Origin of the sequence: Mucilaginibacter sp. 5C4, assembly GCF_034345625.1 — a bacterium.
GTDB classification, from domain to species: domain Bacteria; phylum Bacteroidota; class Bacteroidia; order Sphingobacteriales; family Sphingobacteriaceae; genus Mucilaginibacter; species Mucilaginibacter aurantiaciroseus.
In genome coordinates, this window is the sequence record NZ_CP133775.1 from 2,559,976 (window position 1) to 2,586,665 (window position 26,690).

Genomic DNA, 26,690 nt, shown 5'->3' on the forward strand with positions numbered 1-26,690 from the left:
AGTATGCAATTAAATTATACACAAAAGAGTTGTTAACTCATATAATCCCATGCGCTTTGATAGCCGCCAATTTGCTCGGCATAACTCATCATATCCGCATAAAATGGCAGGCGGGTAATGGTTGCGCTATCGCCGATGATCACCAGCTTTTTGCGCGCACGGGTCATAGCTACATTCATCCGGCGGATATCCGACAGGAAACCAATAATGCCATCTGGGTTACTTCGCGTCATGCTGATATAGACCACATCACGTTCCTGCCCCTGGAAGCTATCGATGGTATTGATAGAGATCTGATCGGCATGCGGCAACAGGGCAGATGCGTCAAACAGCTCTTTTAAGATCCGTATTTGGCTTTTATATGGCGAAATAATAGCTATAGATGGGAATGGCAAACCTTTGGCTTCAATAATATCTGCCAGTTGCTGTAAATGTTTTAGCAGGAACACCGCTTCCTCGGGGTTTACGGAACTTGTGCCATCCGGTTTTTCATCAAAGCCACAGCCTGCGGTATCCACAAAGCTCATCGGTAAATCACCCTCAAAAAGTAAACGGTTAGCAACGGATGTATTCGCTTTTAATCGGTTGCCATAAAATTCCGAAGATGAAAAGCCCATGATAGCCTCGTTCATGCGGTATTGTTCCTCTAACAAAACAACGGCATTAGGATGCAGTACCGCGCATTTTTCCAGCAGGGTAGTGCTCAAACCCTCGTTAGCGGCTTTATTAGATTTTATGGTCGGCGGCAATTGGAAATGGTCGCCTGCCATAACCAATTTTTGCGCTTTTAGTATCGGGATCCAACAGGCAGGTTCAAGCGCCTGGCCGGCTTCATCAATCACAACGGTATTAAATTTTACGTCACGCACGGTGTAGTGGTTGCTGCCCACTAATGTTGCGGTTATGATTTGAGCCTTTGATACCAGATCATCGATAATGAACTGCTCTATCTTGCCCACATCTTTTATCATGCGGTGGGCTTCGTCAAAAAGGGCCTTGCGTTGGTCGCGCTCGGCCTTGCCAAAGCTGCGCTTGTATTTGTGGGCCATGTCTTTATACCCCGCCGCTTGCTTTTTTAGCTGCTTAATGTCCTTGGTATAAGCATGCGCCGCCATCTTACTATCCAAAGTAAGCGACATTAACTTTTCTGATACTTTAGACGGGTTGCCTACGCGCAAAACATTCAGGCCCTCATTTGCCAGTTTTTCGCTTAATAGATCTACAGCGGTGTTGCTTGGTGCTACCACCAATATCTGTTTGCCATCTTGTTTAATGAGGCGTTTAATGGCCTGCACTATGGTGGTGGTTTTACCCGTTCCCGGGGGGCCGTGTACAATGGTAAGGTCCTGCGCGGTCAATACCTTTTGCGCGGCTGAATATTGCGAAACGTTTAGCCCCTCTATAGGTGTCTCGTAGATCTCGTTAAATGATGGCTCTGCTTGTCCTGTTAACACACGGATTAGTTTACCCTCTGGTTTATCCGCTAATGCCGATGCCTGTTTAAGGGCATTCTGCATTTCATCATAGCTGTTATTATCAAAAAGCAGCTCGATGCCCATTTTGCCGTTGCGTGTCCAATCGGGCAGTTCATCGGTAAATAGGGTTATTTTGAGGCGGTCGCCACCTGTATAAGCTACTGTTCCTTCCACGCGGTCGGTGCCGGCATCATGGTTAGAGAACAGTACCGCCGGGGCACCAAACTTAAACTGGTGCGATAGATCTTTATTGGTAGTACGCTCAACTTCTACCGTAAGGTAATCGCCCCGGCTTGGTTCCGAGCCACGGATGGCGATAGGGTACCAGGTGATGCCTGCCGCGCGCCTGTCGGTTACGGATGAAGTTTGCGTGAGTTTTAAATATACGCCCCTGTCTTCCTCGCGTTCGGTTTTAAGCAGCGAAAGCAGGTTTTTAAAATAGTCCATTGCGGCAAAGGTAAGCTAAAGCCTTACCGTAAGGAAACAATTTACCCAAATTACAACACGTAGCCTTTACATATTTTAATATATCAAATGTTAAATGTTTGAGCCGGTTTTGAGCCGATCATCTTGCTATAGATAACCAATGCGCTAATTATCAACACCATTTTAATACAGTAACTTAAATAGCGGTTTAACGTATGTGTTAAAACCTGAAAAATCAGCTGCGTTTGCAGGTAACCGGCGAGAATCTGGGCAATTATAAAAACCCTGGTGCTATAAGCAACCTGCCGGGCACATTGGTTTACGCGGGCGTCACTTACAATTTTAACAAACTATAAAATAAAATACACACTTAACCAAACAACATGAATAAATTTAAAACCCTTGCAGTAGTATTATTTAGCAGTGCTGCTTTATTGGCAACATCTTGTACAAAAGAAAATGACGCTACACCAGAGCCGGTGAAAGCTACAACCCTTAGCGTTAACACCGTTACCGATCTTGATGGTAGTAAAGGTGAGGTATATTACAGCCTTAGCACTAACAAACAAGTTTTAGGTGATGACATCACCGCAGGCAAATGGGACCTAAAATTTTCAACCACCAGCATATTTGTAAATGGCGGCACATCCGGTACAGGCACTACGCAGGCGCAGGTAGTAAGCAGCATATTTGATGATGTGAAAACAGCCCCTGCCGATGGTTTTAAAACCGATGCTACAGGTGCAAATGCTATAACAGGCTGGCACCTATACACCGCGACTAATAGTGTACCAAACCATGCTATACTTGCTGTTCCGGGTAAGATCATCGTAATCAAAACAAGTGATGGTAAATATGCCAAGCTTGAAATGAAAAGCTATTACAAAGGCAACCCGGACACTACCACGCCTGCCTTTGCCGATCTGACTACTAGGCCTGCATCATCATACTACACCTTTAGGTTTGCTTACCAGGCTAATGGAAGCACAACTTTACAATAGCTAAATGAGTAATTAAAAATAATAAGTCCTGTTTTTGCCCGTGGTTTTATAGAGCGTTGGCCACGGGCATGCAGGCACAATTAAATATCACCATTATGTGCGAAACCAAGATCCTAACCCAAAAAGGACAAACAGTAATAAGCCACTGTACCGAATGCGGAATGTTAAACATATGGCACCAAAATTTGATGCTGTGTTTTACGCCCGATCAGTTCATGTCGTTCCACCGCTTTACGCAAGACATGGACTTTGAGGACAGGAGTTTCCCGTTCCCGGTTGGGAGTGAGCGACTGGTACTTTGCACACCAAACCGTGATATCAATTTTGTGTTTACCGATACCGAATGGGAGGATTTTAACGTCGGCATGCTGGAGGCATTATACGTAATGGAAATGTATAATACAATTTACCAAAGCAGATAGGCACAGTTGTTGCAAGGTTTATAACAAAGCTGCAAAGCTTTGTTATAAACTTAAATACATCTGTTATGAAAACCCAGGAAACAAAGAACAACGTAACCGGACAAGGATCATCAAACGCCGACCGCGCGTACGTAGATGCTAAGGAAACACAAAAACAAAAGGGTATAAGCAATGGCGGTGGCCAGCGTTCTGACCAAACATCAAACAAGGATAACACCCGTAAACACGAGAATAAACACTAATACATTTTGATTTAATACCCCTAAACGCCCACGGTGAAAACCAGGGCGTTTTTTATTGTCATGCTGAGCGATAGCGAAGCATCTATAGCCACCCTGTATGAGCGCCTTGCATATTGTACATTAGATAGTTCGCTATCGCTCAGGATAACAAAAAATGTATATGTTTGATATACAATGCCAATAGTACACATCATATTTTCCCTAATTGTACTTGCCGCGAGTTACGCCAGTTATAAAACGGGTAAACTTACACTTGCGGGCGCTGTAACCGGCGGGGTAGTGGCTACGCTTATTTACCTGGGTACGGGGTATATTGGGATAGCTATGCTGGCGATGTTTTTCCTGTTGTCTACGCTTGCGACATCGCATAAGAAAAGCGAGAAACGTAAACTTACCAAGGAACATTCCGAAAAGCGCGATGCGCGGCAGGTGCTGGCTAACGGTGGTTTACCTGCCATATTGGGTTTGCTGGCTTTTATTCTGCCTGAAAATGCTGTACTGGCAACAATCCTTATGGCTGCAGCATTCGCATCGGCAACGGCAGATACTTTATCGTCAGAACTGGGGACGGTTTACGGTAAACGGTTTTATAACATCATCAATTTCCATCCCGATGAAAAGGGCAGGGACGGGGTTATAAGTATAGAAGGTATGCTGATCGGTCTTGCGGGTTCGGTTATTATCGCTGTGATATTCGCCCTTGGTTTTGGGTTGAACAGCGTTTTCCTGAGCATTATCATAGCCGGAACCATCGGCAACCTTATCGATTCCGTTTTAGGCGCTACGCTGGAAAGGCGTGGCTATATGGGCAATAACGAGATCAACTTTCTGAATACATTTTTCGCTGTAATAGCCTGTTCTTTATTGATATTTCTTTAGAAATTACTTCAACACAACCTGCGCGGTATTCCTGCTGGTTTGTTTCATTAACACGGTTTTACCAAGGGTAACTTCATCTACAGCGCTGTTCGTGTAATGCCTTAGGGTTAGCAGCGTGAGTTCATTATTGTATTTTACTTTGAATGATTCCTTTAGTGTTTGTAAAAGCTTCTCAAATTTATCGGCAGCGTAATCGATACAGGCGGTAAAACTTAATGCCGAGGTCTGCATCATATTAACCTTAACATGGTGTTGGGCAAACAAGCCGAATATCTCACTCAAATGACTTTCAGATATAAACGAATAGTCGTTTGCTGAGAGGGATAGCAATACCTGGTTTTGCTTTACAATGATAACCGGTTTTTCAAACTTGTTTACCGCGCCTTCTTTTATAACCGTGCCGGGGGCGTTAGGATCGGTAAACGGTTTTACCAATAGCGGAATCCTGGCATTCTGTAAAGGTTTTATTGTTTTTGGGTGGATAACACTTGCGCCGTAATAAGTCATTTCTATGGCCTCCTGATAGCTTAGTTCGTCAAACTTTATGGTATTGGCAAAATACTTTGGGTCGGCGTTTAAAATGCCGGGGACATCTTTCCACGTAGTAACAGATTCAGCATCAAGGCAGGCCGCAATGATAGATGCCGTATAATCAGACCCTTCGCGGCCAAGTGTTGTGGTAAAGTTCTCTGATGTGCCACCTAAAAAGCCCTGTGTTACCACAACGCCGTTATTGAGCATAGCCGGGATGTCCTTCTGGATAGCAGCGCGGGTTTTATCCCAATCAACCACACCTTCGCGGTAGGTATTATCAGTATGGATATAACCACGCACGTCAAGCCATTTGCTGGTGATGCCGGTATGGTTAAACCAGGCGTTTACAATACGGGTAGATACCAGTTCGCCTATAGATACGATCTGGTCATAAATAAAGTCGTAATCATCGTGCGGGTCGTCTTCAATGGCCCAGTCGATCTCCACAAAGGTATTGGCGATATCATCAAATACCGGGTGGTTCTCGCCAAACAGTTCATGAACGATGTGGTAATGATATTCTTTGATCTCCTCGAAGATCTCGTGCATATCATCCGTGCCATTAAAATATGCGTTGGTCAATCGCTCCAGCGCGTTGGTGGTTTTACCCATGGCCGATACCACAACCAAAATTTGGTTACCCGCGTAACTGCCGACAACGTTCCCTAAATTAATAACACCCTGCGCATCCTTAACCGATGCACCGCCGAACTTAAATACCAGCATTTTTATGTAAATATTGTGAAGCGACAGATTGAGGCCGCATAAGTTTAGAAATTTCTGAATAAGGGATCAGCAACTCGGTTTGGCCGCTCGCGTATGGTTTTATCTCGTATTGGTTATACATAAACCTTAGCGCTATAGGTGTTATTGAGTAATTCTCATTCAGCTTAAAAATGTTCTTGTCGAAAAAGTAATCATCCAATGGTGCTGTTGTTGTTAGTTTTTCATCTTTCCGGAAAATGCGCTCAGCAATTTTGTTCAGCTCGGGTTTGTAGCCGGCTATTAAAATATCATCAAGGGTAACGTTTTTGTTAGTTTTGCCATCCCAGTTTATAAAACCGGTAAAGCTACCTCCATGCGCACCACCCTGGAACGCATAACCGCCATATTCCAAAGCGATCAATGCTGAATCCTGGCCAATAACCTTGGCGTAACTCTTTAGCGTGTAATACATTTCAGACCGTGGGTTGTCCTTTTTAGAATCGGTGTACGATTTTAAGAAAGCCGCGGTCATCATGTTTAAGCTGGTATCCAATTTTTCGCCCAGCATAAACATAGTAAGCAGTTTATGTTTAACGGTGTCGTTTAAAACAGGCTTGCCCTTAAAAACGGGATATTTAATATCCACCACGGTGCAGGTGCTATCGGGTTTGCTGCCGCAATCTGCAGCGCGTTCGTGTATGGCCTGGTAAGTGTAGGCAACTGTGTCCCTGAATATGCCGTCGGTTTCTTTCTTTTTATCGTCGCCCCATTTACATGAGCTAAGGCCTAAAACGGCCAAAAGCAGGATTGATGTAATTTTCATAAGCTTATAAGTTTGCTATCTGTTCTTTAGATAGCGATGCGTTTAACCAACCTGCTTCAATGTTCGAGCCATATTTTTCGTAAAATTTGATAGCAGGTTCGTTCCAGTCCAATACCTGCCAAACCATGCCGCTAAAGCCCAGTTCGCGCACTTCCTGAAATAGCCTGTCGAACAGTAATTTACCAATGCCCTTGCCGCGGTATTCCTCGGTTACGATCAGATCTTCGAGGTATAAACGGTTGCCTTTCCACGTAGAGTAGCGAATATAATATACCGCGAACCCAACGATCATATTGTCGGTTTCCACTACAAAAGCTTTCCAAACAGGTTTTGGGCCAAAGCCGGCATCTTCAAATTCTTCGAGCGATACGGTAACTTCCTCGGGCGCACGTTCAAACAGCGCCAGTTCGTTCACCAGCTCCATCAGGCGCGGGCAATCTGCTTTTACCGCAACGCGGACATTTTGTCCCCCAACCCCCTGAGGGAGGAAATTTTGATCAGTTGAGTTTAATTCACTCATTATATTCTGTTAATTATAAATTTTGTAAATTTTTGGTTCAGACAGTTTTTTTTACCCTGCTGCCAAAAATGGTGCTGCCCAGGCGTACCAGGTTGCTGCCTTGCTCAATGGCTACTTTATAATCCGACGACATGCCCATCGATAGGGTATCAAATGATTCCTCCTTGCGGAAAAAACTAACTTTCATGCCATCAAAAAAGGTCTTCAACTCGTAGTACTCGTCTTTTATCTGCTTTTCGCTGTCGGTATTGGTGGCAATGCCCATCAATCCGCGGATGCGGATGTTCTTTAATGCCGCAAACTCTTCACTGCGTAAAAGTTCAATCACCTCATCAAACCCTAAACCAAATTTGGTTTCCTCATCGGCAATATAGATCTGCAGCAGGCAGTCGATCACGCGTTTGTTCTTCTCCGCATGCTTGTTTATTTCCTGCAGCAGTTTAATACTATCTACAGACTGTATCATGCTCACAAAAGGGGCAATGTACTTTACCTTATTACTTTGCAGGTGGCCAATCAGGTGCCATTCAATATCTTTGGGTAGCTGTTCCTGTTTTTCAACCATTTCCTGCACGGTGTTTTCGCCAAACAGGCGCTGGCCTGCATCGTAAGCTTGCTGGAGGTCTTCTGCCGGTTTCGTTTTAGAAACGGCCAGTAGCTTTACCTTTATTTCGTCGGTTTCTTTTTTTAAGCTTTTGATATTATCTGCAATGCTCATTTATACGTAATTTTGTTTTTTATAAACGCCGCTAAATTACAGAATGCAAAAATATATAAGCTTGTTTTTTTTGGGATTGATTTGTTTGACTGCTTGCGAGCGTAACAGTGTACCCAAAGACATTATCCAGGAGCAGCAAATGATTAGCCTGCTTACCGATATCCACCTAACCGATGGTGCCATTTACAGCGCCCCGCAAGTGCCGGATAGTTTGTACAAATATGGCCGTGCCAAATACGATGCCGTATTTAAAAAGCATCACACAACCGACGCCGAATTTAAAAAGAGCCTTAAATATTATTCGGTACACCCCGAGCAGGTGCAGGACATGTACAACAAGATAGATGCTGTTATCAAGGCCAAAATAGATTCTACCAACAAGGCATCTAAAAAACCTTTAAAGCACTCTAAATAATGCTATATCCACAAAATAGCGCTGATAAACTGGGCTTTACCGAGGTTAAACAATTGATAAAGGCGCACTGCCTGAGTGTTATGGGCCAGGAGATGGTTGATAAGATACAGGTGATGAACAATTACGACCTCATAGCCAAATTCCTGAACCAGGCCAACGAGTTTAAGAACATCCTACAAAACGATGCAGCGCTGCCCATCAATAATTTTTACGACATTAAATCGCTGGCTAACAAAGCCCGGATAGAAGGGGCCTTTTTGTCTGAGGAGGAGTTCTTCCAGGTGCAGGCATCGCTTACTACGGTTTTCGCGGTGATCGCTTATTTTAACGAGCGTGCCGGTGTTTACCCCAACCTCGAAGCCCTATTTGAGCACCTGCAGATAGAAAAGGCCATCCTGAAAAAGATAGATGCCATTATCGACCCGAAAGGAAAGATCCGCCATAATGCATCGCGCGAGCTGATGGAAATAACGTCTGGCATTGCTAAAGCCGAGCAGGAGGCACGCAAAAAAATAGACCAGATCTTTAAAACAGCAACAGGCAACGGGTGGACGGCGGATGGCTCGTTAACCGTGCGCGACGGCAGGATCTGTATCCCATTGCTTGCCGAAAATAAGCGTAAACTGAAAGGTTTTATCCACGATGAATCTGCATCAGGCCAAACGGTTTACATGGAGCCCGAGGAAGTTTTCTCGCTCAATAACCGCATCCGTGATCTGGAATTTGACCGCCGCCGAGAGATCATCAAGATATTAACCGTTTTAACCGACGAATTAAGGCCATATGTGCCGCTTCTGCTCTCCTACCATGGTTTGCTTACCAAACTGGATTTTGTGCGTGCCAAGGCTTTATTCGCCATTGATATCGAGGCTGAAATGCCAAAGGTGGTTAACGAGGCAAAGCTGAGGTTGCTAAATGCCCGCCACCCTTTATTATACCTTAGTTTTAAGAAAGAGCGTAAAACCGTTGTGCCGTTAAATGTGGGCATTGATGAAGGTACGCGCGTGATCGTAGTATCAGGCCCTAACGCGGGTGGTAAATCTGTTTGTATGAAAACCGTTGGCTTGCTGCAAATGATGGTACAGGCCGGTTTATTAATACCTGCCAGTGCAGATAGCGTAGTAGGGGTGTTTAAGCAAATCTTTGTTGATATTGGTGATGACCAGTCGATAGAAAGCGACCTGAGTACTTACAGCGCGCACCTGTCCAAAATGAAAAAGTTTGTGGAAGATGCCAACGGCAAAACCATGATATTGATAGATGAGTTTGGTACCGGTACCGACCCGCAGTTTGGCGGCCCCATTGCCGAAGCGGTGCTGGAAGCGCTAAACCATAAAAAGGTGAGGGGTATGGTTACTACCCACTACTCCAACCTAAAGATCTTCGCCAGCCATACCGAAGGTATCGAGAACGCTTCGATGCTGTTTAACAATACCGAAATGCTGCCCATGTATATGTTGGAGGTTGGTAAACCCGGCAGCTCGTATGCTTTTGAGATAGCACAAAAGATAGGACTGCCGCAAAACGTGCTCAACCTGGCCAAAAACAAAATAAGCAGCGGACAAAAAAAGGTGGATAGTTTACTTATAGACCTTGAACGCGAGAAGAAAGAGATCTTCGATACCAAACTAAAACTGGACAGGCAACAGCGCCGGGTAGATACCCTGCTTGCGGAGAATGAAGAGCTGAAAAGCTTTTTAGACGAGAACCGCAAAACGCTGCTTAAAGAGGCCAAGCAAGAGGCCAAGAACATCATCCTGAACGCTAATAAGCTGGTAGAAAATACCATTGCCGAAATAAAAAGCAGCAATGCCGATAAAGAAGTTACCCGCAATCTGCGCGAAAACCTTAATAACGAGGTTAAGAAGAATACCGTTAAGCAGGATGTGGTGAAACCAAAAGTTGCTGCCGACGAAGACCTTAAAGTTGGCGACTGGGTAAAACTGATTGATGGTGATACCACAGGACAAATTCTTGAACTGATAAAAGACAACGTGGTAATTGCTATGGGCGAATTGCGTACGGTGGTGAAAAGAAAGCGACTTGAAAAAGTAGCAAAATCTACCATCCCGAAAGAGGCCAGGCGCAATACCGTTAGCCAGACCGGAGATATAGCAAGTTTTAGCCCGGAGATAGACGTACGCGGCCAGCGTACGGAGGACGCACTGTTCGCGATTGAAAAACTATTCGACCGGGCATTAATGATGGGATTTGGTACATTAAAAATATTGCATGGTAAGGGTGACGGCATCCTGCGAAAGATGATCCGCCAGTACCTGAAAAAATATGACCAGGTTGACCGCATGGAAGATGAACACCCGGACAGGGGCGGTGACGGGATTACTTATGTTTATTTAAAATAGTTAGGCTTAATGAAACGGTTTAAGATAGTTTTAATCGCGCTTTTATTATCAGTTGCTGTAGGTGCAAACGCTCAAACCATTGTCAACTCTAACAACCTCAAGATCCATTACATGGGGCGCACGCCTATGACAGACAGCACTGCCGAACTATCGTGGACTGCCGCATCTGTCATCATCAATTTTAATGGTACGGCTGTAAAAGCCACCATGAACGATGAGAACGGCATGAATTATTATAATGTAGTGGTTGATGGTAACGTAGCCAAGGTACTGAAGTTAGATAAAGGCAAAAAGGAGTATGAGCTGATATCCGGCTTAGCAAAAGGCCCGCATAAATTGCAACTGTTTAAACGCACCGAGTATGATTGGGGTCGCACCTGGTTTTATGGCTTAAGCATCAACGGCAAGCTGCTTGCGCCGCCAAACTTCAAGCATAAAATAGAATACTACGGCGATTCTATAACCTGCGGCATGGCCGATGAAGATAGCACCGGCAAGGATAGGGGCGATAACGATTACGAAAACGGCTATGCAAGCTACGCGAATGTGGCTGCAAGGCACTTTGATGCGGAATTCAGTTCGATCTCCAAAAGCGGGATAGGTGTATTTATAAGCTGGTTCAACTACGTAATGCCCGATATTTACGACCGTGCCTACGCGCACGATAAGGCCAAATGGAATTTTAACAAGTTTACACCCGAGTTGGTTGTTGTAAACCTGTTCCAGAACGACTCGTGGTTAAGTAAGGCCAAAAGTCACGAACAATTCAAAAAGCTTTTTGGCGATACCCCGCCAACGCCTGAATTTATCATTAGCCATTACCAGACATTCATAAAAAGCATCCGTGCCAAATACCCCAAAGCTAAAATTGTATGCGCCCTCGGCGCCATGGATGCCACGCAACCGGGATCGGCATGGCCGGGTTATATAAAAAAAGCCGTTATCGGCTTAAATGACAAGTGTGTTTATACCCATTTCTTTGTTTATAAGAATACGCCCGGCCACCCAAGTGTTAAAGAGCAGCAAGCTATGGGGGATGATATGATAGCGTATATCGGTAAGACGTTTAACTGGTAGAGGTTAGTGAGTGGTGATTAGTTTGCATTCAGATTAAAACCACTAACCGAGTGGATGTATTGCTTCCGCGTAAGCCAAAAGCGCCTTACAAACTGGTTCACAATCTCGTATTATCACGTTTGCAGGCTTAAAGCTTGTTAAACCATCCCTTGCGCCAAAATACAAACACCTGGAAGGCGCCGATCAAAAACATTCCTATTAACGCATAAACATACCCGTGCTGCACATACAGTTCGGGCATGTTATCGTGTATCACGTGCCCGTGGGCGTCCTCGCGGCTAAAGTTCATGCCGTAGATCCCGGCTATAAAAGTTAACGGGATAAATATTACAGAGATGATGGTTAATACCTTCATGATCTCGTTCATGCGGTTGCTTACCATGCTCAGGTAAAGGTCTATGATGCTGCTGGTTACCTCTTTGTAGCTTTCCACCATGTCCATCGCCTGGATGCAATGGTCGTACGCGTCTCTAAGAAATAGCTTGGTGTCCTTGGTAATTTCAGGGCTTTCGCTGCGGATCATGTCGTTGATCTTATCGCGCTCCGGCCAGCACGATCGGCGGATGATGATAAGCGTCCGTTTCAGTTGCTGCGCGTCAAACATGATGCTTTTATCGGGGCTTTGGTAAAGCTTATCCTCGGTGGCGTCTATCATGTCGCCAATTTTAGAGAGCAGCACAAAATAATTATCCAGGATTGTATCGGTAAGGGCGTAAAATATATAGCCCGGCCCTGCGGTGCGGATAACGCCTTTACCAGCCTTTAAACGGGTGGTAACCACTTCAAAATAATCCAGGTGGCTTTCCTCAAAGCTAATGATGATGTTATCTTTTACGATACCACTAAACTGGCAGTTCACCAGTTCATCTTCCTTATTAAAATATATAATGCGGCTTGTACCGAATACATAACCCTCATATTCGTCAAATTTGGGGCGCTGATGGGTGTTTACCACATCTTCTAACACCAATTGGTTAATGCCCAGGAACGTGCCGATATCTTCTATCAGTTTGGCATCGCCAATGCCGTTAATTTTTATCCAGTGGGTATGGTCTTTACACTTGGCAATTTGTTTGGTGATAGTCTCCATATCCTTGCCCTTGCTGGTCTGCAGGTCATCCTGCATAAAGGAGTATATGGTGATCTTTGGGGGGAGGGCATCATCGGGGATGATGATACTACCGGGGCGCGCACCCACATTAATATGTCGTTTCTCATTTTTATAGTGTACACGCCTGGTAAAAGTTCCCATTATAAATAGTTTAAGGCTTGTGGCCCCTGGTTAAACAACAGGTCTACAATGCTTAAATTTTGCAAAAAGCCCCGTCGTTCTTCAAAAACCTGAAAGTACGGCTTTTGTTGTGTATGGTCTGCATTTTTACCGTTTAGTATGGTACGCAGGTCGGTAAGGTTGGGGTAGGTGGTCTCGTAGGTATCAGTAACCTGTATATCCATCTTTATTTTAAGCAGGCGCAGCAATAAGGCCATCAGTTCGGTGTTATAATCTAACAAAAAGGCAGTTTGCTTTTCGTAGAACGGCGCGAAATCGTCCTCGTAATATTCAAAGTAAGCCGAGTTGCGGTAACAGGTTTGCAAACCCATCCAGTGCGCGCGCTGCCACCTAAAATCGTAGCTTATTTTAACGTCTTTAGTTACTGTATGATTTTTGGAGCCTTTTATCACAGGCACGGTAAGCACCTGTCGGCCATCGGGCGAGTAGATGTTTGCCCGGTTACGGTAGGTTTGTTTTGGGAAATGTTCTTCGCGCTCAAACACCACATCCGGCGTAAATGCAACAAGGTTTGTAAAATAATCTACCGGGGGCAGGTAAAACATCGGCAAAACAGCACCGTTCTCAATCATATATATTTTTTATGTTTGTGGCAAAATTGGTAAAAATGTTAAGAAAAGCGGCTTTAAATACGGGTATATTTTTTTTGTACCTGGTATCGTTGCTGCCTTTTTGGTTTTTATACGGCGTAGCCGATGTTATCTTCCTCGTTTTATACTACGTTATCCGCTATCGCAGGGATGTGGTGAAGACCAATCTTGCCAACTCCTTCCCCGAACGCAGCGGGGCCGAGCGCCACAAAATTGAACGCCGATACTACCGCTACATGGCCGATCTGATGGTAGAAACCATTAAGATGATAAGCGTAAGCGAGAGATCGCTCCGTAAACGGATGAAACCCACCAATCCTGAGCTTGTTCAGCATTACTTTAGCCAGGGCCGAAGCATTATTGCCGCAGCCGGGCATTACTGCAACTGGGAAATGGCTGCGCTGGCTTTTGGGTTACTGACTGAAGAAAAACGCATCATCGTTTACAAGCCACTATCTAACGAAGTTTTTGATGGGTTATTTAACCGCGTAAGGGCACGGTTTGGCGCCATACTGGTTGCCATGAAACAAACCCTGCGCACCATGATCGCCTTTAAAAACGACCTGACGTTTAGCGTACTGGTGAGCGACCAAACCCCCGTTAAGCACGAAATAAACTATTTCACCACATTTTTAAACCAGCCAACCGCTGTTTTTTTGGGGATAGAGAAACTGGCGAAGCTGATTGATGCGGTAGTTATATTTTACCGGATAGACCGTATTAGTCGCGGTTATTATACTTACACGCTGGTGCCGCTGATAGAGCAGCCAAAAGAAACAACCGGTCACGAGATAACCGAGGCGCATGTGCAATACCTCGAAAAACTTATCCGGGAAACGCCCCAATATTGGCTTTGGAGCCACCGCAGGTGGAAATACAAGCCGGAGGATATGAATAAATGATAGATAAACCAAAAGTTGCCGTAGTAATTCTGAACTGGAACGGTATTAAATACCTCCGCGATTTTCTGCCATTTGTACTGTCCTCTACCTGGCCCAACCTGGATATTGTGGTGGGGGATAATGGGTCGACAGACGGTTCGCTGGAGTTTTTGCGCGCTAACTACCCACCTATCCGTATCATCGAAAACAAAGAGAACTTTGGTTTTACCGGTGGTTATAACCGTGTATTAGCACAGGTTGAAGCTGATTATTATATCCTGCTAAATTCTGATGTTGAAGTACAGCCCGGATGGATAGAGCCTGTCATAGCCTTAATGCAAACTGATGTACAAATCGCGGCAGCCGCACCCAAGATTATGTCATACGCGCAGAAGGATCATTTTGAGCACGCAGGGGCTGCAGGAGGCTTTATTGATAAGTTTGGCTATCCTTTTTGCCGCGGGCGGATATTTTACGAGATAGAGCAGGATAAGGGCCAATACGACCAATCGGGCGAGATCTTCTGGGCATCGGGCGCGGCCATGTTCATCAAAAAGAAAAACTGGGACGAAGCCGGTGGTTTCGACGAAAGTTTTTTTGCCCACATGGAAGAGATAGATCTTTGCTGGCGATTAAAAAATATGGGATACAAAGTGATGTATTGCCCGCAATCGGTGATATATCACGTAGGCGGCGGTACGCTTAATGCCGAAAACCCTTTTAAAACATACCTTAACTTCCGTAACAACCTGTTGCTGCTGAAGAACAACCTACCATTCTGGCGTGCATTTTGGACTATCAGCCTTCGCTTTTGGATGGACCTGCTGGCACTTGTACGCTTCTTGATGGAGGGCAAACGCAAGGATGCCTGGGCTATAAGCCGCGCGCACCAAAACTTTGTGAGGCGCTTGTTTCAATCAAAAGTTAAGAGCAATATCATCAAGAAATACCACAAGCAGATCTCGAACGAGAAGTACCATCACGTTACCGGCGTTTACTCGCGCAGTTTGGTGTGGGACTTTTTTGTGAATAAAAAAACCAAGTTTACCGATCTGGAGAAGAAGTATTTGGCTTAGGTTTATAAACCCGCTAACCCTACTGATCCGGCGCAATAAGCCCCGTGCCTGCATCCGGCAGATCGGTATCGGCAGTATCCGCAAGCGGTTCAGTGGGTTCTTCGGTAACCGCTTTTTTCTTCTTCTTTTTAAAGAGTTCTTCCTGTCCGGTTGTCAATCTTAAATGAAGATCGCGTTGTGGGAATGGGATCTTGATGCCTTCTTTGTCGAACGTGGCGTAGATATCCGTTAACACATGGCTTTTAAGCGATAACCAGGTACTGATATCAGCCGCCCAAAACAACAACCTGAAATCGACTGAATTTTCGGTCAGGTTATGTACAAATATCAGCGGGGCAGGGTTGTCCATTATCTCTTCGCGGTTGCAAAGCAGGTCGGTTAAGATGCCTTTGACCCTTTCAATATCCGAACCATAGGCCACGCCAATAATCAGTTCGATACGGCGGTTATTATTACTCAGTGTCCAATTGATTACGTGGTGCGATATCAGGTCGCCGTTAGGGATAATAACTTCAGCGCCATCGCTGGTAGCTATTTTGCTGGAACGGATGCCGATCTCCATGATAGTACCACTACGGTTATCCACCTCAATAATATCACCTATCTGGATAGGTTTCTCAAAGGCCAGTATCAAACCCGACACCAGGTTGTTTACAATATTCTGCAAGCCAAAGCCGATACCGATACCAAAGGCACTGATGATGATGGTGATCTTATCCAACGGGAAGCCCGAAGCGGTTATCGCCAATAAAAAGCCTACGGCAAATACACCCAGTTTAATAAGCAGGGTAGATGTACGGTTCTTCTTTTTCAGCACATCCATATCATTGGCATGTTTACCTGCAACCTCGTACAGGTAGCTGATGATTCTTGCGGCTACGGACGATAACCATATCACTGCTATAAATATGATAATACTCTGAAAGGTAAAACTGGTATTGGTACCGCCAATGCTGCGGCTATCCGTCAGGAATTTACCCAACCAGTTAAACACCGCGTCTTCCACGCTCAGGTTCTGAAACAGCATGATCAGCCAAAGTACGCTTGCCATAATGGTTAAAATGCTTCTGAACTTATTCTGCAGCATCTTAAAATCAATGAACGAACTTAACCCGTTGCTGTTTTTGTTGGCCTCTAATTGCAAGAAAAGGCTCTGCATAATTATCCGCACTAAGTAGTACATCCCCAAAGCAAGCCAAAGGTTATAAATGCTGGTTACCCCAACAATTTTGGCTAAGGTAACCCGCCCAAACACATTAAACAGGAACGAGATAACCTGCAACCCAATAAATACTTTGACAATACTTTTAGTATGCGGCAAGAAATCTTCAGGGGCTTTGCTTACTTTTTGTAAGAAGTAATAGCTTACTACCGCGGTGATGGCCGATAGTATCAGCACAATAACCCTATCGGTGTTTGATACTTCTACAAACAGGTTGCTAAAGCTGTAAACAATAACCAGGCAGTACATGATGCGCAGGTATTTGAACAACTCTTGCGGGCAGGTTTTTTTAACCAGATACAACACAGCGCTTATCAGCACCACAAAAAACAATTCTAATACCACCACCGGCGGATGGTCATAAAAGTTAGGCACAATGGCAAAGGCGATTACAATGGCTGAAGCGATAGGGTATAAGGCCACATATTTTGCCTGGCTAAACACCCCCTGCGGCGATTCTTTTATCTTTAAAACTTTGCGGCGGTTGTTGTAGATCCATACAAAAAACAATATCAGGATCAAAAAGCCACTTAAATGAATCAGCGGATCGCGGGCAAGGAAAAACGTTAGCAATTTGGTGTTCATGCTCACCGTTTTGGTAAGCGCTGTTTTAAAGGTGCTTTGGGTATTCCTGTCCAATTCCCAAATGCTGTTATTCTCGTCGCTTAGGGCCTGGATGCTAAACTCGCGGATCTTGATGTCTATCTGGTCTTTCAGATCAAGCAGGGAAATATACACCGACGAGATCCTATTTTGTAACAAACCAACTTTAAGCAATAGTTTTTTATTGGTAGTATCCAGGCGTTTATGCTTGCTTTCTATCGCTATCTTCTGGATGAGAAAGCTGGTTAATAAACTACTATCGGCAGGTACAATTTTAAGGGTCGAATCCTTATCCATTGAGGCCAGTTCGTTTTGATTTTGTACCAGTTTGGTGTTGATATCGGCGAGTTTATCCTGCCACAAGTCCAGCTGGTCATCGCTGCGGGTTAGGATATCTCGGATAGCGTACAAATAGCGCAGGGTGCTGCTTTGATCGTCGTCTATCAGGTTTTTAATGAGACCGATGCGTTTCTCGAAAGCGGGTAGCTTTTGGCTGACCTCGACCGTATCGATATTGCGCGACAGGCTGGTTTTTATAGAGTTAAAGGATGCGGTGTAATACTCTACCTTTTGCAGCAGGTTGTTGATAGAGGTATCAGATTTTTTGAACGTCCGCATCATCGAATCGCGGCGCAGAATAGCCCTGCGGAGCGAATCGCGCACAGTTTGGGGCTTGCGGTGGCCTTGCGCCGATGCATTCGCCATGAACAAAGTAAACAGGAGTAGCAGAACGGAACTTATTTTGAATACTTTATTCATGATTTGATTTCGGATATCGGATTTACGATTTCGGATTTATCTTTATCGAGTTGACATTTAAACCTTCATTTAGAATTTAGGTTTTAGTGTTTAGAATTTTGAGCCTCAAGCTTAGTATTTCAACAAAAGGCTTTCGATAGCCAACCTATACGAATGCATGCCAAAACCGGCAATAACACCTTTGCAGCTTGCGGCCAGCATAGAGTGGTGCCTAAACTCTTCACGCTTATATACGTTAGAAATGTGCACTTCGATTGTTGGCGATCTTATGGCCGCAATAGCATCGGCAATGGCAACAGACGTATGAGTGTAAGCGCCCGCGTTAAGCACAATTCCATCGCAGGTAAAGCCAACTTCGTGCAGTTTATTTATAATTTCGCCCTCAACATTACTTTGGTAATAATTAATGGTGATGTTTGTAAAATGTTTTTGCAATTCGGCCAGGTAGCTTTCAAAATCGCTGCTGCCGTATATAGATTTTTCGCGTACGCCAAGCAGGTTTAAATTTGGCCCGTTTATAATTTGTATATTCATATGTTCAAACTTAGGTATAAAACATTAAAACTAAAATCAATTGGACTGGCCACGGGCAATAAAAGGGTTTAAAACTTATCTGAAACTGGAACGCTCGCTTGCGGCCAACTCTATTGAGGCCTATACCCGCGACCTGGAGAAGCTATACCAATACGCCGATAGCCTACCTGCGAAGCCATCGCCCATTAAATTTACCCTTACCGATCTTCGTGATTTTATCAATTGGGTAAACGGGTTGGGTATGATCCCGTCTACGCAATCGCGCATCCTCTCGGGCATTAAAGCCTTTTATAAGTATCTGTTGATGGAGGATTTTATAGCCAGTGATCCGTCAGAGTTATTAGAAACCCCCAAGATAACCCGTAAACTTCCCGATACGCTCAGCATCCATGAGATCAACAAAATGATAGCCGCTATTGACCTTTCCAAACCCGAAGGCGGCCGTAATAAAGCCATGCTGGAGGTTTTATACGGCTGTGGCCTACGCGTATCTGAGTTGACAGAGCTACGCCTCTCCAACCTGTACCTCGACCCCGACGTAGAATTTATAAAAGTGACCGGTAAGGGCAGTAAGGAACGATTAGTGCCGATAGGTAGCGAAGCCATAAAAGCGCTGAACATCTGGATCGGGCAGATCCGTGTGCATACGCCCATCCAAAAAGGAGAGGAGGACCTTGTGTTTTTAAACCGCCGCGGTAAAAGGCTTAGCCGGGTTTATGTTTTTTTGCTGATAAAACAATTGGCGGAGTTGACGGGGATCAAAAAAAGTATTAGTCCGCATACCTTTCGCCATTCATTTGCCACGCATTTAGTTGAAGGCGGCGCCGATTTGCGTGCCGTGCAGGAAATGCTTGGACACGAGAGTATCACTACCACGGAGATTTATACTCACCTGGACAGGGAATATTTGAAAAGTACAATTATTGAATTTCATCCAAGGAATTAACATTTCAATCTACTCCACGCGTCATTGCTGTAAGCGTAGTGTGGCAATCTTCGATAGGCTTGTCTGCGGCTCTGTAAGTAGGGGATTGCCATGTCGCTATCGCTCCTCAATGACGTGAGGGCAATCCCGATCACATTTTCCTTTGCGCTTTCTCCCATACTGAGCTTTGCTTTTTGGTGAAATAGCGGATGATGCCTGCTAAAACGGCGTAATTCATCACGCAAAAATAATAGGGGATAAACAGTGCCTTGATGCGGATGTGGCGTTTTTCCATTACGTAACCTAATAACGCAAGCAGGTAAAAAACAACCTGCCCGGCAAATAGCAGGGTGTAAATAAACCCATCGCCGGCAAAGGCTGTAGCAAAATTGGTGATGAATGCCAGTATCAAAAAGAATGGCGTAACCGTCCACCTCAACACACGGTGACTTACATATTGGAATGATAGCACCGGGAACTTAAACGGCAGCAACAAGCTTTGTAACCGCAGGATGGATTGGATACCGCCGGCAGCTATGCGGATCTTGCGTTTTAATTCTTCGGCCACATTTTCTGATGCGGTTTCCAGCGCGTAAGCTTCCGGTTCGTATATAATACGGTAGCCCTGGTTGGCTATCAGCATCGAGATCATAAAATCGTCTAGTACCGTATCGGCGGGAACATCCTGGTACAGGTTGCGGCGTACGCTGAACAACTCACCGGCAGCACCAACAACCGAGTATAGTTCCGAATCCCATTTCTTAAGAGCCGACTCGTACTTCCAGTAAAAACCTTCGCCTGCTGCGCTGGCATCAGCGCTTTCGTTTATCTGTACTCGTTTTTCTCCGGCCACGGCGCCAACAGTTTTATCGCTGTAATGGCGGCAAATGCGGGTAATGGCCTCAGCATTCAAAAAGGTATTGGCATCGGTAAATACAACCACTTCGGTATCCACATACTCCATTGCGCGGTGCACGGCAGCAATTTTACCGGCACGTTCCGGGCGGTGCAATAGTTGGATCTGCGGATGCTGGCATATAATCCCGGCTGTTCTGTCCGACGATCCATCCGTAACAAAAACAAATTTTAGCTTGCCTTCCGGATAATTCAATTGCAGGCTATTGGCTATTTTTTGTGAGATGAAATGCTCCTCGTTATAAGCGGCAACGACCAGGGTACAGGTTGGTAATTCTTCATCGCTCACAATGGGCAATACAGGTTTGCCTTTAAACGCGCGTTTAATTTTGATAATAAAATACAGCAGGAAGCCATAACCTACAAATGTATAGGCAACTATAAAAAGGCTTATCCAAAGGGCTATGATCATGAAACTTTGTTAATGGTGTAGCCTAATTCGGTGCTGTTTTTACTATGCGTAATATTCCACCAAACGGCGCGGAAAAGCAAACCGATAAAATTGTAACGCTTCTCTTTAACATACTTGATGATATTACGCGGAACCACCATCAGCACAAAATAAATATAGAAAACAAAGGCCTTAAAAGCAGGCGCGTTATGGCGGATGAACAGGATGCGGTTGCGGTTCATAAAGTATTCCTTAAATGGGCTGTTCTTGCCAACCGTCATCGATTCTTTATGGTAAATAACAGCATCGCCGCGTACCCAGGCCTGGTAGCCCGATTTATTGATACGCTCGCCCCAGTCAACTTCTTCGTAATAAATAAAGAAGTTATCGGCCATTAATCCGGCCTTTTCGCAGGTTTCCTTTTTAACCATCATGGCGCCGCCGTGGCAATAGCCGGTTTGGCCAAGCAGGTTATCATACTGGCCAAGGTCTTTCTCGTTTTTACCAACGGCCCGGTTGCGGCAGGTGTAGTAATCTACCTGGGTAAAGCCCACGTATTGTATAATACTTCTGTCGAAATCATAAACTAATTTTGGCGATATGATGCCCACCTCGGGGTGCGTATCCAAAATATCTACCAGTTTTTGAACAAGGCCGGGGCTAAACTCGGTATCGTTATTAACCAAAAAATAGTAGTCGCCGGTAGCCTGGGCAATGCCAATGTTGTTGCCACCGGAGAAACCCAGATTGGATTCGCTGCGTATAAACTTAATGCCGGGATATTTGTTTTTCCACAACGGGATGGGGTTTACCGTACTGCCGTTGTCAACTACGATCACTTCCATGTTTTCGTAGGTGTTTGTTTCGGCTATGGATACTAAAAGTTCTTCGGTAATTTTATCCTGGTTAAAATTTATGGTAACAACAGATACTCTTTTCATGTAGTATATTTATGGATAATTTTAATGCCATAATATTAATAAAAGTAAAGCATTATATAAGTATTTAAAACAATGAAGGGTAAACAAGATATTACTGACGCCGAATTATTAGATACAAAAGCGAATGAGCTGGTTGCCTTACTTAAAACCGGGGCGATTAATGCCGACCATGCGAAAATAATTCAGCAAAAAATTAATAAAGCCTTAAAAAAGTACGATAATTTACCATCCAACCTACAAAACGATCTGGAATTACTACTCTCGGCCCACCAATTACAAAAAGCAACCATTAAAGACCGTTTTGATTTTGAGACCATCAAAAAATATCTGCTTGGTATCATAGGAGCAGTGATGATCACCCTTGGCATGGCCATGATAATAATGCCCGCGCCACCGTATTTTGAAATGTTTACCATTTACCATTTCAACGCTAATGATGGCGTAACCCTAATGGACCTGATAGCGCTTGTAATTGTATTTACAGGTGTGTACTTATTTTTTAGCGCTTTGTCTAAAAAGGCTTCAGTTTAATATCCTACCGCCCATTTATCAGTAAAAAAACATTTATTGTTTTTAAAAAATATCTTGGCATGTTTTAAATGCAACTTTGATGCAATAATATATATATTGTTACATTTGTAAATAAATAGTACTAATTAAAGCAATTGGCAAAATTTCAGTGTTGTACAGTACATATTTTACCAATTCTTATTTATAATGAAAGAAACAGAATAGGATGTAATTATAGTAGGCGGCAGCTTTGCAGGGTTGGCCGCAGCTATGGCCTTAGACCGCTCGATGCGAACTGTACTATTGGTAAATAGCTGGGAGCCATGTAACAAAAAGGCTCCTCAATCGCACAATTTTTTAACGCACGATGGCGATACCCCTGCTGCAATAAGTTTTAAAGCCAGGCAAAAGCTTGCATTTTATGATAGCGTTACGCTGATAGCCGGTATTGCAGAAAGTGTGGTACAAAAGCACGGCTATTTTGAAGTAAGCACCGCCACCGCCGAAACCGCCACCGCTAAAAAAATACTTTTTGCTACAGGTTTAAAGGACCTGATGCCTGATATATCCGGCTTTACCGAGTGTTGGGGAAAATCAATTATTCATTGACCATATTACCATGGTTACGAGGTTTACCAGGGAAAATTGGCTGTTTTAGGTAATGGCGAAGAAGGTTTTGAGTTTGCCAAACTGATAAGTAAATGGAGCAACGATGTTACGTTATTTACCAACGGCCTGTCGACATTAAGCCATGGGCAGGAGCAAAAATTGTTTGACCATAATATTCATATAATTGAGGAAAAGATAGCCGCGGTTAATTGTATAGCCGGTAATGTACAAACAATAAATTTAATTGTTGGAAGTGAACAGCGGTACAATCTATATTTGCCCGGGTAGCTTTTGAGCAGCACTGCCTTATTCCGCAGGAGTTGGGTTGCGCAGTTACAAAGCTTGGGCATATACAGGTAGATGATTTTCAGGCAACAACCATTCCCGGTATTTATGCGGCGGAATGCCACACAAATGCGATCTGTAGCGTCTGCAGTGGCTGCGGGTACCGCTGCAGGGGTATTTATCAATAAAGCCCTCATAGAAGAAGAGTTTTAAAAACCATCAGCCATCCTTACTATATTTGTGATATGAATGGGCAAAAATATATCGGACTGCATTTAAGGGCTTTGCTTGATGAAATGGTGACGCATTTACATAAGCAACTGGAGATCGCCGGTTTCCCTGAGATAAAGCCATCGCACGGATATATCTTTCAGCACATTAGTGACGATGGCTCACGAATTACCGAGCTGGCTGCACACGCTAAGATAACCAAGCAAAGTATGAGTGCTTTAGTTTACCAGTTAGAGGATTGGGGCTATGTAAAACGTAGGGCAGACACCCGCGACAAACGGGGCGTACTGTTTTACCTGACGGGCGCTGGAACAATTATACAGCAAACTACACACAAAGTGAACTTTGATTTTGAGCGCAGGTGGGAGAGTAAATTGGGCATAACCAATTATCAAAAATTTAAAGAGAACCTGCAAAAACTTAATAGTATCAAGTAATTAGTATCAAGTATCAAGACTTAAAAATGCTCTCGAATTAATCGAGAGCATTTTATATAATATATCTACTACCATTTATCAAATCCCAATAACTTACTACCAAGGCGAGATAGCTCTGCAACGGGATTTTTCTTTTCGCGTTCCATTGGGTCGCCGGGGAAAGCGTAGCCCTGCATGGCCTCGCGGCTTTGCCAGCTGTTTATGCGCCATTGGCGTAGTTCTTCATTATCTTCTTGCGCGGGCATCATGGAAATGTATTGGGCAACGCGTACTTTATTGCCGCTGGTATTGGCGCGGATGCCGTGAGGCTCCAGGCTGTTAAATATCAGCAGGTCGCCGGCTTCCAGTTTTACTTTTTCAATATCGAAGCCTGTGGTGTCCGGTTTGTAATGGTCGCGGTCATTGGGTTGGGTAAGCTTCCAGGTATCATAAGTGCGGTACAGTTGGGGCACGCATTGAAAGCCGCCCATGGTCTCATCGGTTTGGTCGGCCAATGCCAATACACCTTGTACGTTTTGCGGTTTGGTTTCCGGGTCGTAATCCCAATGGATAAACCCTTTGTATTCAAAGCCCGGGCGCAGCGGGAAGTTGAGGTTAGCTCGGTCAATAGTTACCCAAAGTTTTTCGGTACCCCACACATCGGCAAATGCTTTGTGTATTTTGTCCATCTGGCGGTTATTCCACATAAACTGGTGGTTATATATCTCCACCATTCCTGTATTATTTAATTCCGACATTTGCATCTGGGCGTTGGGCCTGGCGTACCAGGTTTCAATATCGTTTTGATCTTTGCCTTCATACTCCCAAAGGTAATCGGCCAGCTTTTTAACCTGTTCTTTAGGTACCGCGCTTTTGATGACCACGTAACCATTATCCATCCAAAATTGCCAGTCGGCTTCGCTTAAAACCTGCAGCGGTTTGCCGTTGCTGCGGTCGTTTAATTTTATCTGGCTGCTTGTTGCGGTCGACGGGTTGCCAGGGATAACTTTATGCGCCTCGTTAGCTTTAGGGGCGGCGGGGGCCATTGTTGGTGTCATGGTTTCTGTTCTCATAATACTTATTGGTTCTGATAGGACAAATGTAGGTTAGCAATTAAACGCCAATATTCTGCGTAATGACCAGTATTTGCTCTTTATTGATATATTAAGTAGATTTATGAGAATAATTAATGCAACAGGCAGATGAACGAGATCCAATTAGAACGCGTAGACTTTGAACCCGGCAAATCATTTAAGCTGTTCTCGCCACGTTTGCGCAATACTTTCCTGTGGCACTATCATCCGGAAATAGAGTTGGTTTATGTGCAGGCTGATGCAGGTATTCGGCATGTTGGTACTCATATCTCCACCTATACCCAAAGCGACCTGGTGTTCATTGGCAGCAACATCCCGCACCTTAATTTCGATTACCGGTTGCGGAGCGATTACCACCAGATCGTGATCCAGCTCCGCACCGATTTTTTGGGCGAAGCCATCAGTATCTCGCCCGAGTTTTCGGCCATCCGACAGTTGTTTAAAAAGGCCGACCAGGGCATTGCATTTACAGGCGAAACAAAGGCGATTGTTGGTGAAAAATTGGCGAAATTAGGTCAATTAAGTTCATACAAGCAATTAATAGAATTGGTAGATATTTTTAACCTGCTGGCCCATGCATCAGATGTAGAGATACTCAACACCAATCAAAGCAGCAAGGACTTTATCCTGAAAGATAAGATCCGTATGGGGGCTATTTACGAGTACATAGACGCCAACTACCATCAAAAGCCCGATGTGAATGTTGTGGCTGCCAAAGTCCACCTGACCACCGCTGCCTTTTGCCGCTATTTTAAACGCCAAACAAACATGACGTTTACCAACTTTGTGAACCAATACCGAATAGAGCGTGCTAAAAATTTACTGATGCAGGGCAACAATGTTACCGAAACCTGTTACGCCATCGGGTTCGAAAGTTTGTCGTATTTTAATAAGCTGTTCAATAAAATTGTGGGGCAAAACCCGTCGGATTTTAAGCGTAATTATACCGGGAAGGTTTTGTAGTGATCTTTTTTGTAATGTTTTAGTTAATGTTTAAATTTACAGGTAAAATATTGCATTCTCTTGCTCGCTTTTGTAACTTAAACAACTGATAAACGTAAAAAAAAGAAATTATTAACATCCCCCTTAATTCCGATACTCTTGCCACACAAAAAACCATTGATCAACTTTAAAAAGTTAGCCCTGACGTTTGTGTCAGCCTTAACTTTGCTTAGCCACGTAAATGCCCAAACCACGGCCAGAGAGTGGAAAATTTACTCTCCCGACCGGTCCCTGCAAATAAATTTGGCTTTAAAAGATGGAAACATCACATATAAAGTGCTGAATGAAAATGCTGAAGTGATCCGCCAATCTAAATTGGGGGTAGAGAGTACAACAGAGAAATTTACCGGTAATTTGAGTTTTGTGAACGAGTTAACCCGTAAGATAAACGAGATCTATACATTACCTGTTGGGAAATATCATATTTATCATGCCATAGCCAACCAGGCCAGTATAACATTTGCCAATAAAAATAAAAGCCAGTTAACTATAGATTTGCGTGCTTATAACGATGGGGTGGCATTCAGATATCGCTTCCCGGATACTGCCCGTACCTATACGCTAACCAAAGAATTAACCGAGTTTGCCGTACCGCAAGCGTCTGCATGGATGCAACCTTATGACAAGGACCCTTCATATGAGAATATTTTTCAGAACGGTATCCCTGCAGGTACCGCTGCTAAAGAAAGCAGCGGCTGGGCGTTCCCGGCGTTGTTTCATACCAAAGATAATTGGTTGCTGATATCTGAAAGCAACACCACTGCAGATAATGCCGCCATGCACCTGTAGCAAAACTGCGATAACGGTGTTTATAA

30 protein-coding genes are annotated in these 26,690 nt (G+C 44.3%); 17 read left to right on the forward strand and 13 right to left on the reverse strand.

The window, feature by feature from the left end; translation table 11 throughout:
- Positions 1–32 precede the first annotated feature (32 nt).
- The gene (locus tag RHM67_RS12015; protein WP_322226982.1) at positions 33–1,922 is read right to left on the reverse strand and encodes an AAA domain-containing protein; all 1,890 of its coding nucleotides are present in this window, start codon (positions 1,920–1,922) and stop codon (positions 33–35) included.
- 362 nt (positions 1,923–2,284) lie between these two features.
- On the opposite strand from RHM67_RS12015, the gene RHM67_RS12020 reads away from it, so the two are divergent.
- The 3 genes from RHM67_RS12020 to RHM67_RS12030 all read left to right on the forward strand — a co-directional run bounded on the left by RHM67_RS12020 (position 2,285) and on the right by RHM67_RS12030 (position 3,566).
- Positions 2,285–2,902 (forward strand): HmuY family protein, encoded by a 618-nt coding sequence (locus RHM67_RS12020; protein ID WP_322226983.1) that lies wholly within the window; start codon positions 2,285–2,287, stop codon positions 2,900–2,902.
- Between the two features lie 68 nt (positions 2,903–2,970).
- A complete protein-coding gene (locus tag RHM67_RS12025) occupies positions 2,971–3,324 on the forward strand; it encodes a DUF6686 family protein (protein WP_322226984.1) in 354 nt (117 codons plus the stop codon).
- A gap of 65 nt (positions 3,325–3,389) precedes the next feature.
- Entirely contained in the window at positions 3,390–3,566 is a 177-nt protein-coding gene (locus tag RHM67_RS12030; RefSeq protein ID WP_322226985.1) for a hypothetical protein, read from the forward strand.
- A 20-nt stretch (positions 3,567–3,586) separates the two neighbouring features.
- Here the strand turns inward: RHM67_RS12030 and RHM67_RS12035 are convergent, their stop codons facing one another.
- Positions 3,587–3,760 (reverse strand): hypothetical protein, encoded by a 174-nt coding sequence (locus tag RHM67_RS12035; RefSeq protein WP_322226986.1) that lies wholly within the window; start codon positions 3,758–3,760, stop codon positions 3,587–3,589.
- On the opposite strand from RHM67_RS12035, the gene RHM67_RS12040 reads away from it, so the two are divergent.
- Positions 3,741–4,445: a DUF92 domain-containing protein gene (locus tag RHM67_RS12040; RefSeq protein WP_322226987.1), complete on the forward strand. Its 705-nt coding sequence runs from the start codon at positions 3,741–3,743 to the stop codon at positions 4,443–4,445. The genes RHM67_RS12035 and RHM67_RS12040 overlap by 20 nt on opposite strands.
- A 3-nt stretch (positions 4,446–4,448) precedes the next feature.
- Here the strand turns inward: RHM67_RS12040 and RHM67_RS12045 are convergent, their stop codons facing one another.
- The 4 genes from RHM67_RS12045 to RHM67_RS12060 are packed head-to-tail and all read right to left on the reverse strand — an operon-like array spanning position 4,449 to position 7,745.
- Positions 4,449–5,705, reverse strand: a complete 1,257-nt coding sequence (locus RHM67_RS12045; RefSeq protein WP_322226989.1) for an aspartate kinase — start codon at positions 5,703–5,705, stop codon at positions 4,449–4,451.
- Complete coding sequence (locus RHM67_RS12050) at positions 5,692–6,507, reverse strand: DUF3298 and DUF4163 domain-containing protein (protein WP_322226990.1); 816 nt, start codon at positions 6,505–6,507, stop codon at positions 5,692–5,694. The genes RHM67_RS12045 and RHM67_RS12050 overlap by 14 nt, the downstream gene beginning before the upstream one ends.
- A gap of 4 nt (positions 6,508–6,511) precedes the next feature.
- Complete coding sequence (locus RHM67_RS12055; protein WP_322226991.1) at positions 6,512–7,027, reverse strand: GNAT family N-acetyltransferase; 516 nt, start codon at positions 7,025–7,027, stop codon at positions 6,512–6,514.
- A gap of 37 nt (positions 7,028–7,064) precedes the next feature.
- Complete coding sequence (locus RHM67_RS12060; protein WP_322226992.1) at positions 7,065–7,745, reverse strand: YggS family pyridoxal phosphate-dependent enzyme; 681 nt, start codon at positions 7,743–7,745, stop codon at positions 7,065–7,067.
- Between the two features lie 43 nt (positions 7,746–7,788).
- Here RHM67_RS12060 and RHM67_RS12065 point away from each other — a divergent pair, with 43 nt between their 5' ends.
- Genes RHM67_RS12065 through RHM67_RS12075 form a run of 3 tightly spaced genes read left to right on the forward strand, consistent with a single transcriptional unit; the run spans position 7,789 to position 11,600 of the window.
- Positions 7,789–8,160 carry a DUF4296 domain-containing protein gene (locus RHM67_RS12065; protein ID WP_322226993.1) on the forward strand — a complete coding sequence of 124 codons (372 nt, stop codon included), beginning with the start codon at positions 7,789–7,791 and terminating at the stop codon, positions 8,158–8,160.
- Entirely contained in the window at positions 8,160–10,523 is a 2,364-nt protein-coding gene (locus tag RHM67_RS12070) for an endonuclease MutS2 (protein WP_322226994.1), read from the forward strand. The genes RHM67_RS12065 and RHM67_RS12070 overlap by 1 nt, the downstream gene beginning before the upstream one ends.
- Positions 10,524–10,532: 9 nt before the next feature.
- Positions 10,533–11,600, forward strand: a complete 1,068-nt coding sequence (locus RHM67_RS12075) for a GDSL-type esterase/lipase family protein (protein ID WP_322226995.1) — start codon at positions 10,533–10,535, stop codon at positions 11,598–11,600.
- Between the two features lie 127 nt (positions 11,601–11,727).
- Here RHM67_RS12075 and corA read toward each other — a convergent pair whose 3' ends face one another.
- Both corA and RHM67_RS12085 read right to left on the reverse strand, forming a co-directional pair.
- Positions 11,728–12,852: a magnesium/cobalt transporter CorA gene (gene corA, locus RHM67_RS12080; RefSeq protein ID WP_322226996.1), complete on the reverse strand. Its 1,125-nt coding sequence runs from the start codon at positions 12,850–12,852 to the stop codon at positions 11,728–11,730.
- The gene (locus RHM67_RS12085) at positions 12,852–13,463 is read right to left on the reverse strand and encodes a WbqC family protein (protein WP_322226997.1); all 612 of its coding nucleotides are present in this window, start codon (positions 13,461–13,463) and stop codon (positions 12,852–12,854) included. The genes corA and RHM67_RS12085 overlap by 1 nt, the downstream gene beginning before the upstream one ends.
- Before the next feature lie 35 nt (positions 13,464–13,498).
- On the opposite strand from RHM67_RS12085, the gene RHM67_RS12090 reads away from it, so the two are divergent.
- On the forward strand, positions 13,499–14,383 hold the full coding sequence (locus RHM67_RS12090; protein ID WP_322226998.1) for a lysophospholipid acyltransferase family protein: 885 nt from the start codon (positions 13,499–13,501) through the stop codon (positions 14,381–14,383).
- Positions 14,380–15,438 (forward strand): glycosyltransferase family 2 protein, encoded by a 1,059-nt coding sequence (locus tag RHM67_RS12095; protein WP_322227000.1) that lies wholly within the window; start codon positions 14,380–14,382, stop codon positions 15,436–15,438. The genes RHM67_RS12090 and RHM67_RS12095 overlap by 4 nt, the downstream gene beginning before the upstream one ends.
- A gap of 19 nt (positions 15,439–15,457) precedes the next feature.
- On the opposite strand, the gene RHM67_RS12100 is transcribed toward RHM67_RS12095, so the two are convergent.
- Together RHM67_RS12100 and aroQ are read right to left on the reverse strand one after the other, a co-directional pair.
- Positions 15,458–18,022 (reverse strand): mechanosensitive ion channel family protein, encoded by a 2,565-nt coding sequence (locus tag RHM67_RS12100; RefSeq protein ID WP_322227001.1) that lies wholly within the window; start codon positions 18,020–18,022, stop codon positions 15,458–15,460.
- Between the two features lie 111 nt (positions 18,023–18,133).
- Positions 18,134–18,556 carry a type II 3-dehydroquinate dehydratase gene (gene aroQ, locus RHM67_RS12105; protein ID WP_252756961.1) on the reverse strand — a complete coding sequence of 141 codons (423 nt, stop codon included), beginning with the start codon at positions 18,554–18,556 and terminating at the stop codon, positions 18,134–18,136.
- A gap of 40 nt (positions 18,557–18,596) precedes the next feature.
- Between aroQ and xerD the strand changes: the two genes are divergently transcribed.
- A complete protein-coding gene (gene xerD / locus RHM67_RS12110) occupies positions 18,597–19,502 on the forward strand; it encodes a site-specific tyrosine recombinase XerD (protein ID WP_322227003.1) in 906 nt (301 codons plus the stop codon).
- 130 nt (positions 19,503–19,632) lie between these two features.
- On the opposite strand, the gene RHM67_RS12115 is transcribed toward xerD, so the two are convergent.
- Both RHM67_RS12115 and RHM67_RS12120 read right to left on the reverse strand, forming a co-directional pair.
- Positions 19,633–20,808: a glycosyltransferase family 2 protein gene (locus RHM67_RS12115; protein WP_322227004.1), complete on the reverse strand. Its 1,176-nt coding sequence runs from the start codon at positions 20,806–20,808 to the stop codon at positions 19,633–19,635.
- On the reverse strand, positions 20,805–21,728 hold the full coding sequence (locus RHM67_RS12120; protein WP_322227005.1) for a glycosyltransferase family 2 protein: 924 nt from the start codon (positions 21,726–21,728) through the stop codon (positions 20,805–20,807). Before RHM67_RS12120 ends, RHM67_RS12115 begins: the two co-directional genes overlap by 4 nt.
- 72 nt (positions 21,729–21,800) lie before the next feature.
- Here RHM67_RS12120 and RHM67_RS12125 point away from each other — a divergent pair, with 72 nt between their 5' ends.
- The 5 genes from RHM67_RS12125 to RHM67_RS12145 all read left to right on the forward strand — a co-directional run bounded on the left by RHM67_RS12125 (position 21,801) and on the right by RHM67_RS12145 (position 23,800).
- The gene (locus RHM67_RS12125) at positions 21,801–22,259 is read left to right on the forward strand and encodes a hypothetical protein (RefSeq protein WP_322227006.1); all 459 of its coding nucleotides are present in this window, start codon (positions 21,801–21,803) and stop codon (positions 22,257–22,259) included.
- A 213-nt stretch (positions 22,260–22,472) separates the two neighbouring features.
- On the forward strand, positions 22,473–22,847 hold the full coding sequence (locus RHM67_RS12130) for an FAD-dependent oxidoreductase (protein ID WP_322232191.1): 375 nt from the start codon (positions 22,473–22,475) through the stop codon (positions 22,845–22,847).
- Between the two features lie 36 nt (positions 22,848–22,883).
- Positions 22,884–23,135: a hypothetical protein gene (locus RHM67_RS12135; RefSeq protein WP_322227007.1), complete on the forward strand. Its 252-nt coding sequence runs from the start codon at positions 22,884–22,886 to the stop codon at positions 23,133–23,135.
- Positions 23,136–23,207: 72 nt separating this feature from the next.
- Complete coding sequence (locus RHM67_RS12140) at positions 23,208–23,345, forward strand: hypothetical protein (protein ID WP_322227008.1); 138 nt, start codon at positions 23,208–23,210, stop codon at positions 23,343–23,345.
- 32 nt (positions 23,346–23,377) lie between these two features.
- Positions 23,378–23,800, forward strand: coding sequence for a helix-turn-helix domain-containing protein (locus RHM67_RS12145; RefSeq protein WP_322227009.1), 423 nt, complete (start codon positions 23,378–23,380; stop codon positions 23,798–23,800).
- 68 nt (positions 23,801–23,868) lie between these two features.
- On the opposite strand, the gene RHM67_RS12150 is transcribed toward RHM67_RS12145, so the two are convergent.
- Positions 23,869–24,852, reverse strand: a complete 984-nt coding sequence (locus RHM67_RS12150) for a phytanoyl-CoA dioxygenase family protein (protein WP_322227010.1) — start codon at positions 24,850–24,852, stop codon at positions 23,869–23,871.
- A 129-nt stretch (positions 24,853–24,981) separates the two neighbouring features.
- Between RHM67_RS12150 and RHM67_RS12155 the strand changes: the two genes are divergently transcribed.
- The gene (locus tag RHM67_RS12155) at positions 24,982–25,836 is read left to right on the forward strand and encodes an AraC family transcriptional regulator (RefSeq protein WP_322227011.1); all 855 of its coding nucleotides are present in this window, start codon (positions 24,982–24,984) and stop codon (positions 25,834–25,836) included.
- A gap of 138 nt (positions 25,837–25,974) precedes the next feature.
- Entirely contained in the window at positions 25,975–26,664 is a 690-nt protein-coding gene (locus tag RHM67_RS12160) for a glycoside hydrolase family 97 N-terminal domain-containing protein (RefSeq protein ID WP_322227012.1), read from the forward strand.
- The last annotated feature ends 26 nt before the right edge of the window (positions 26,665–26,690 follow it).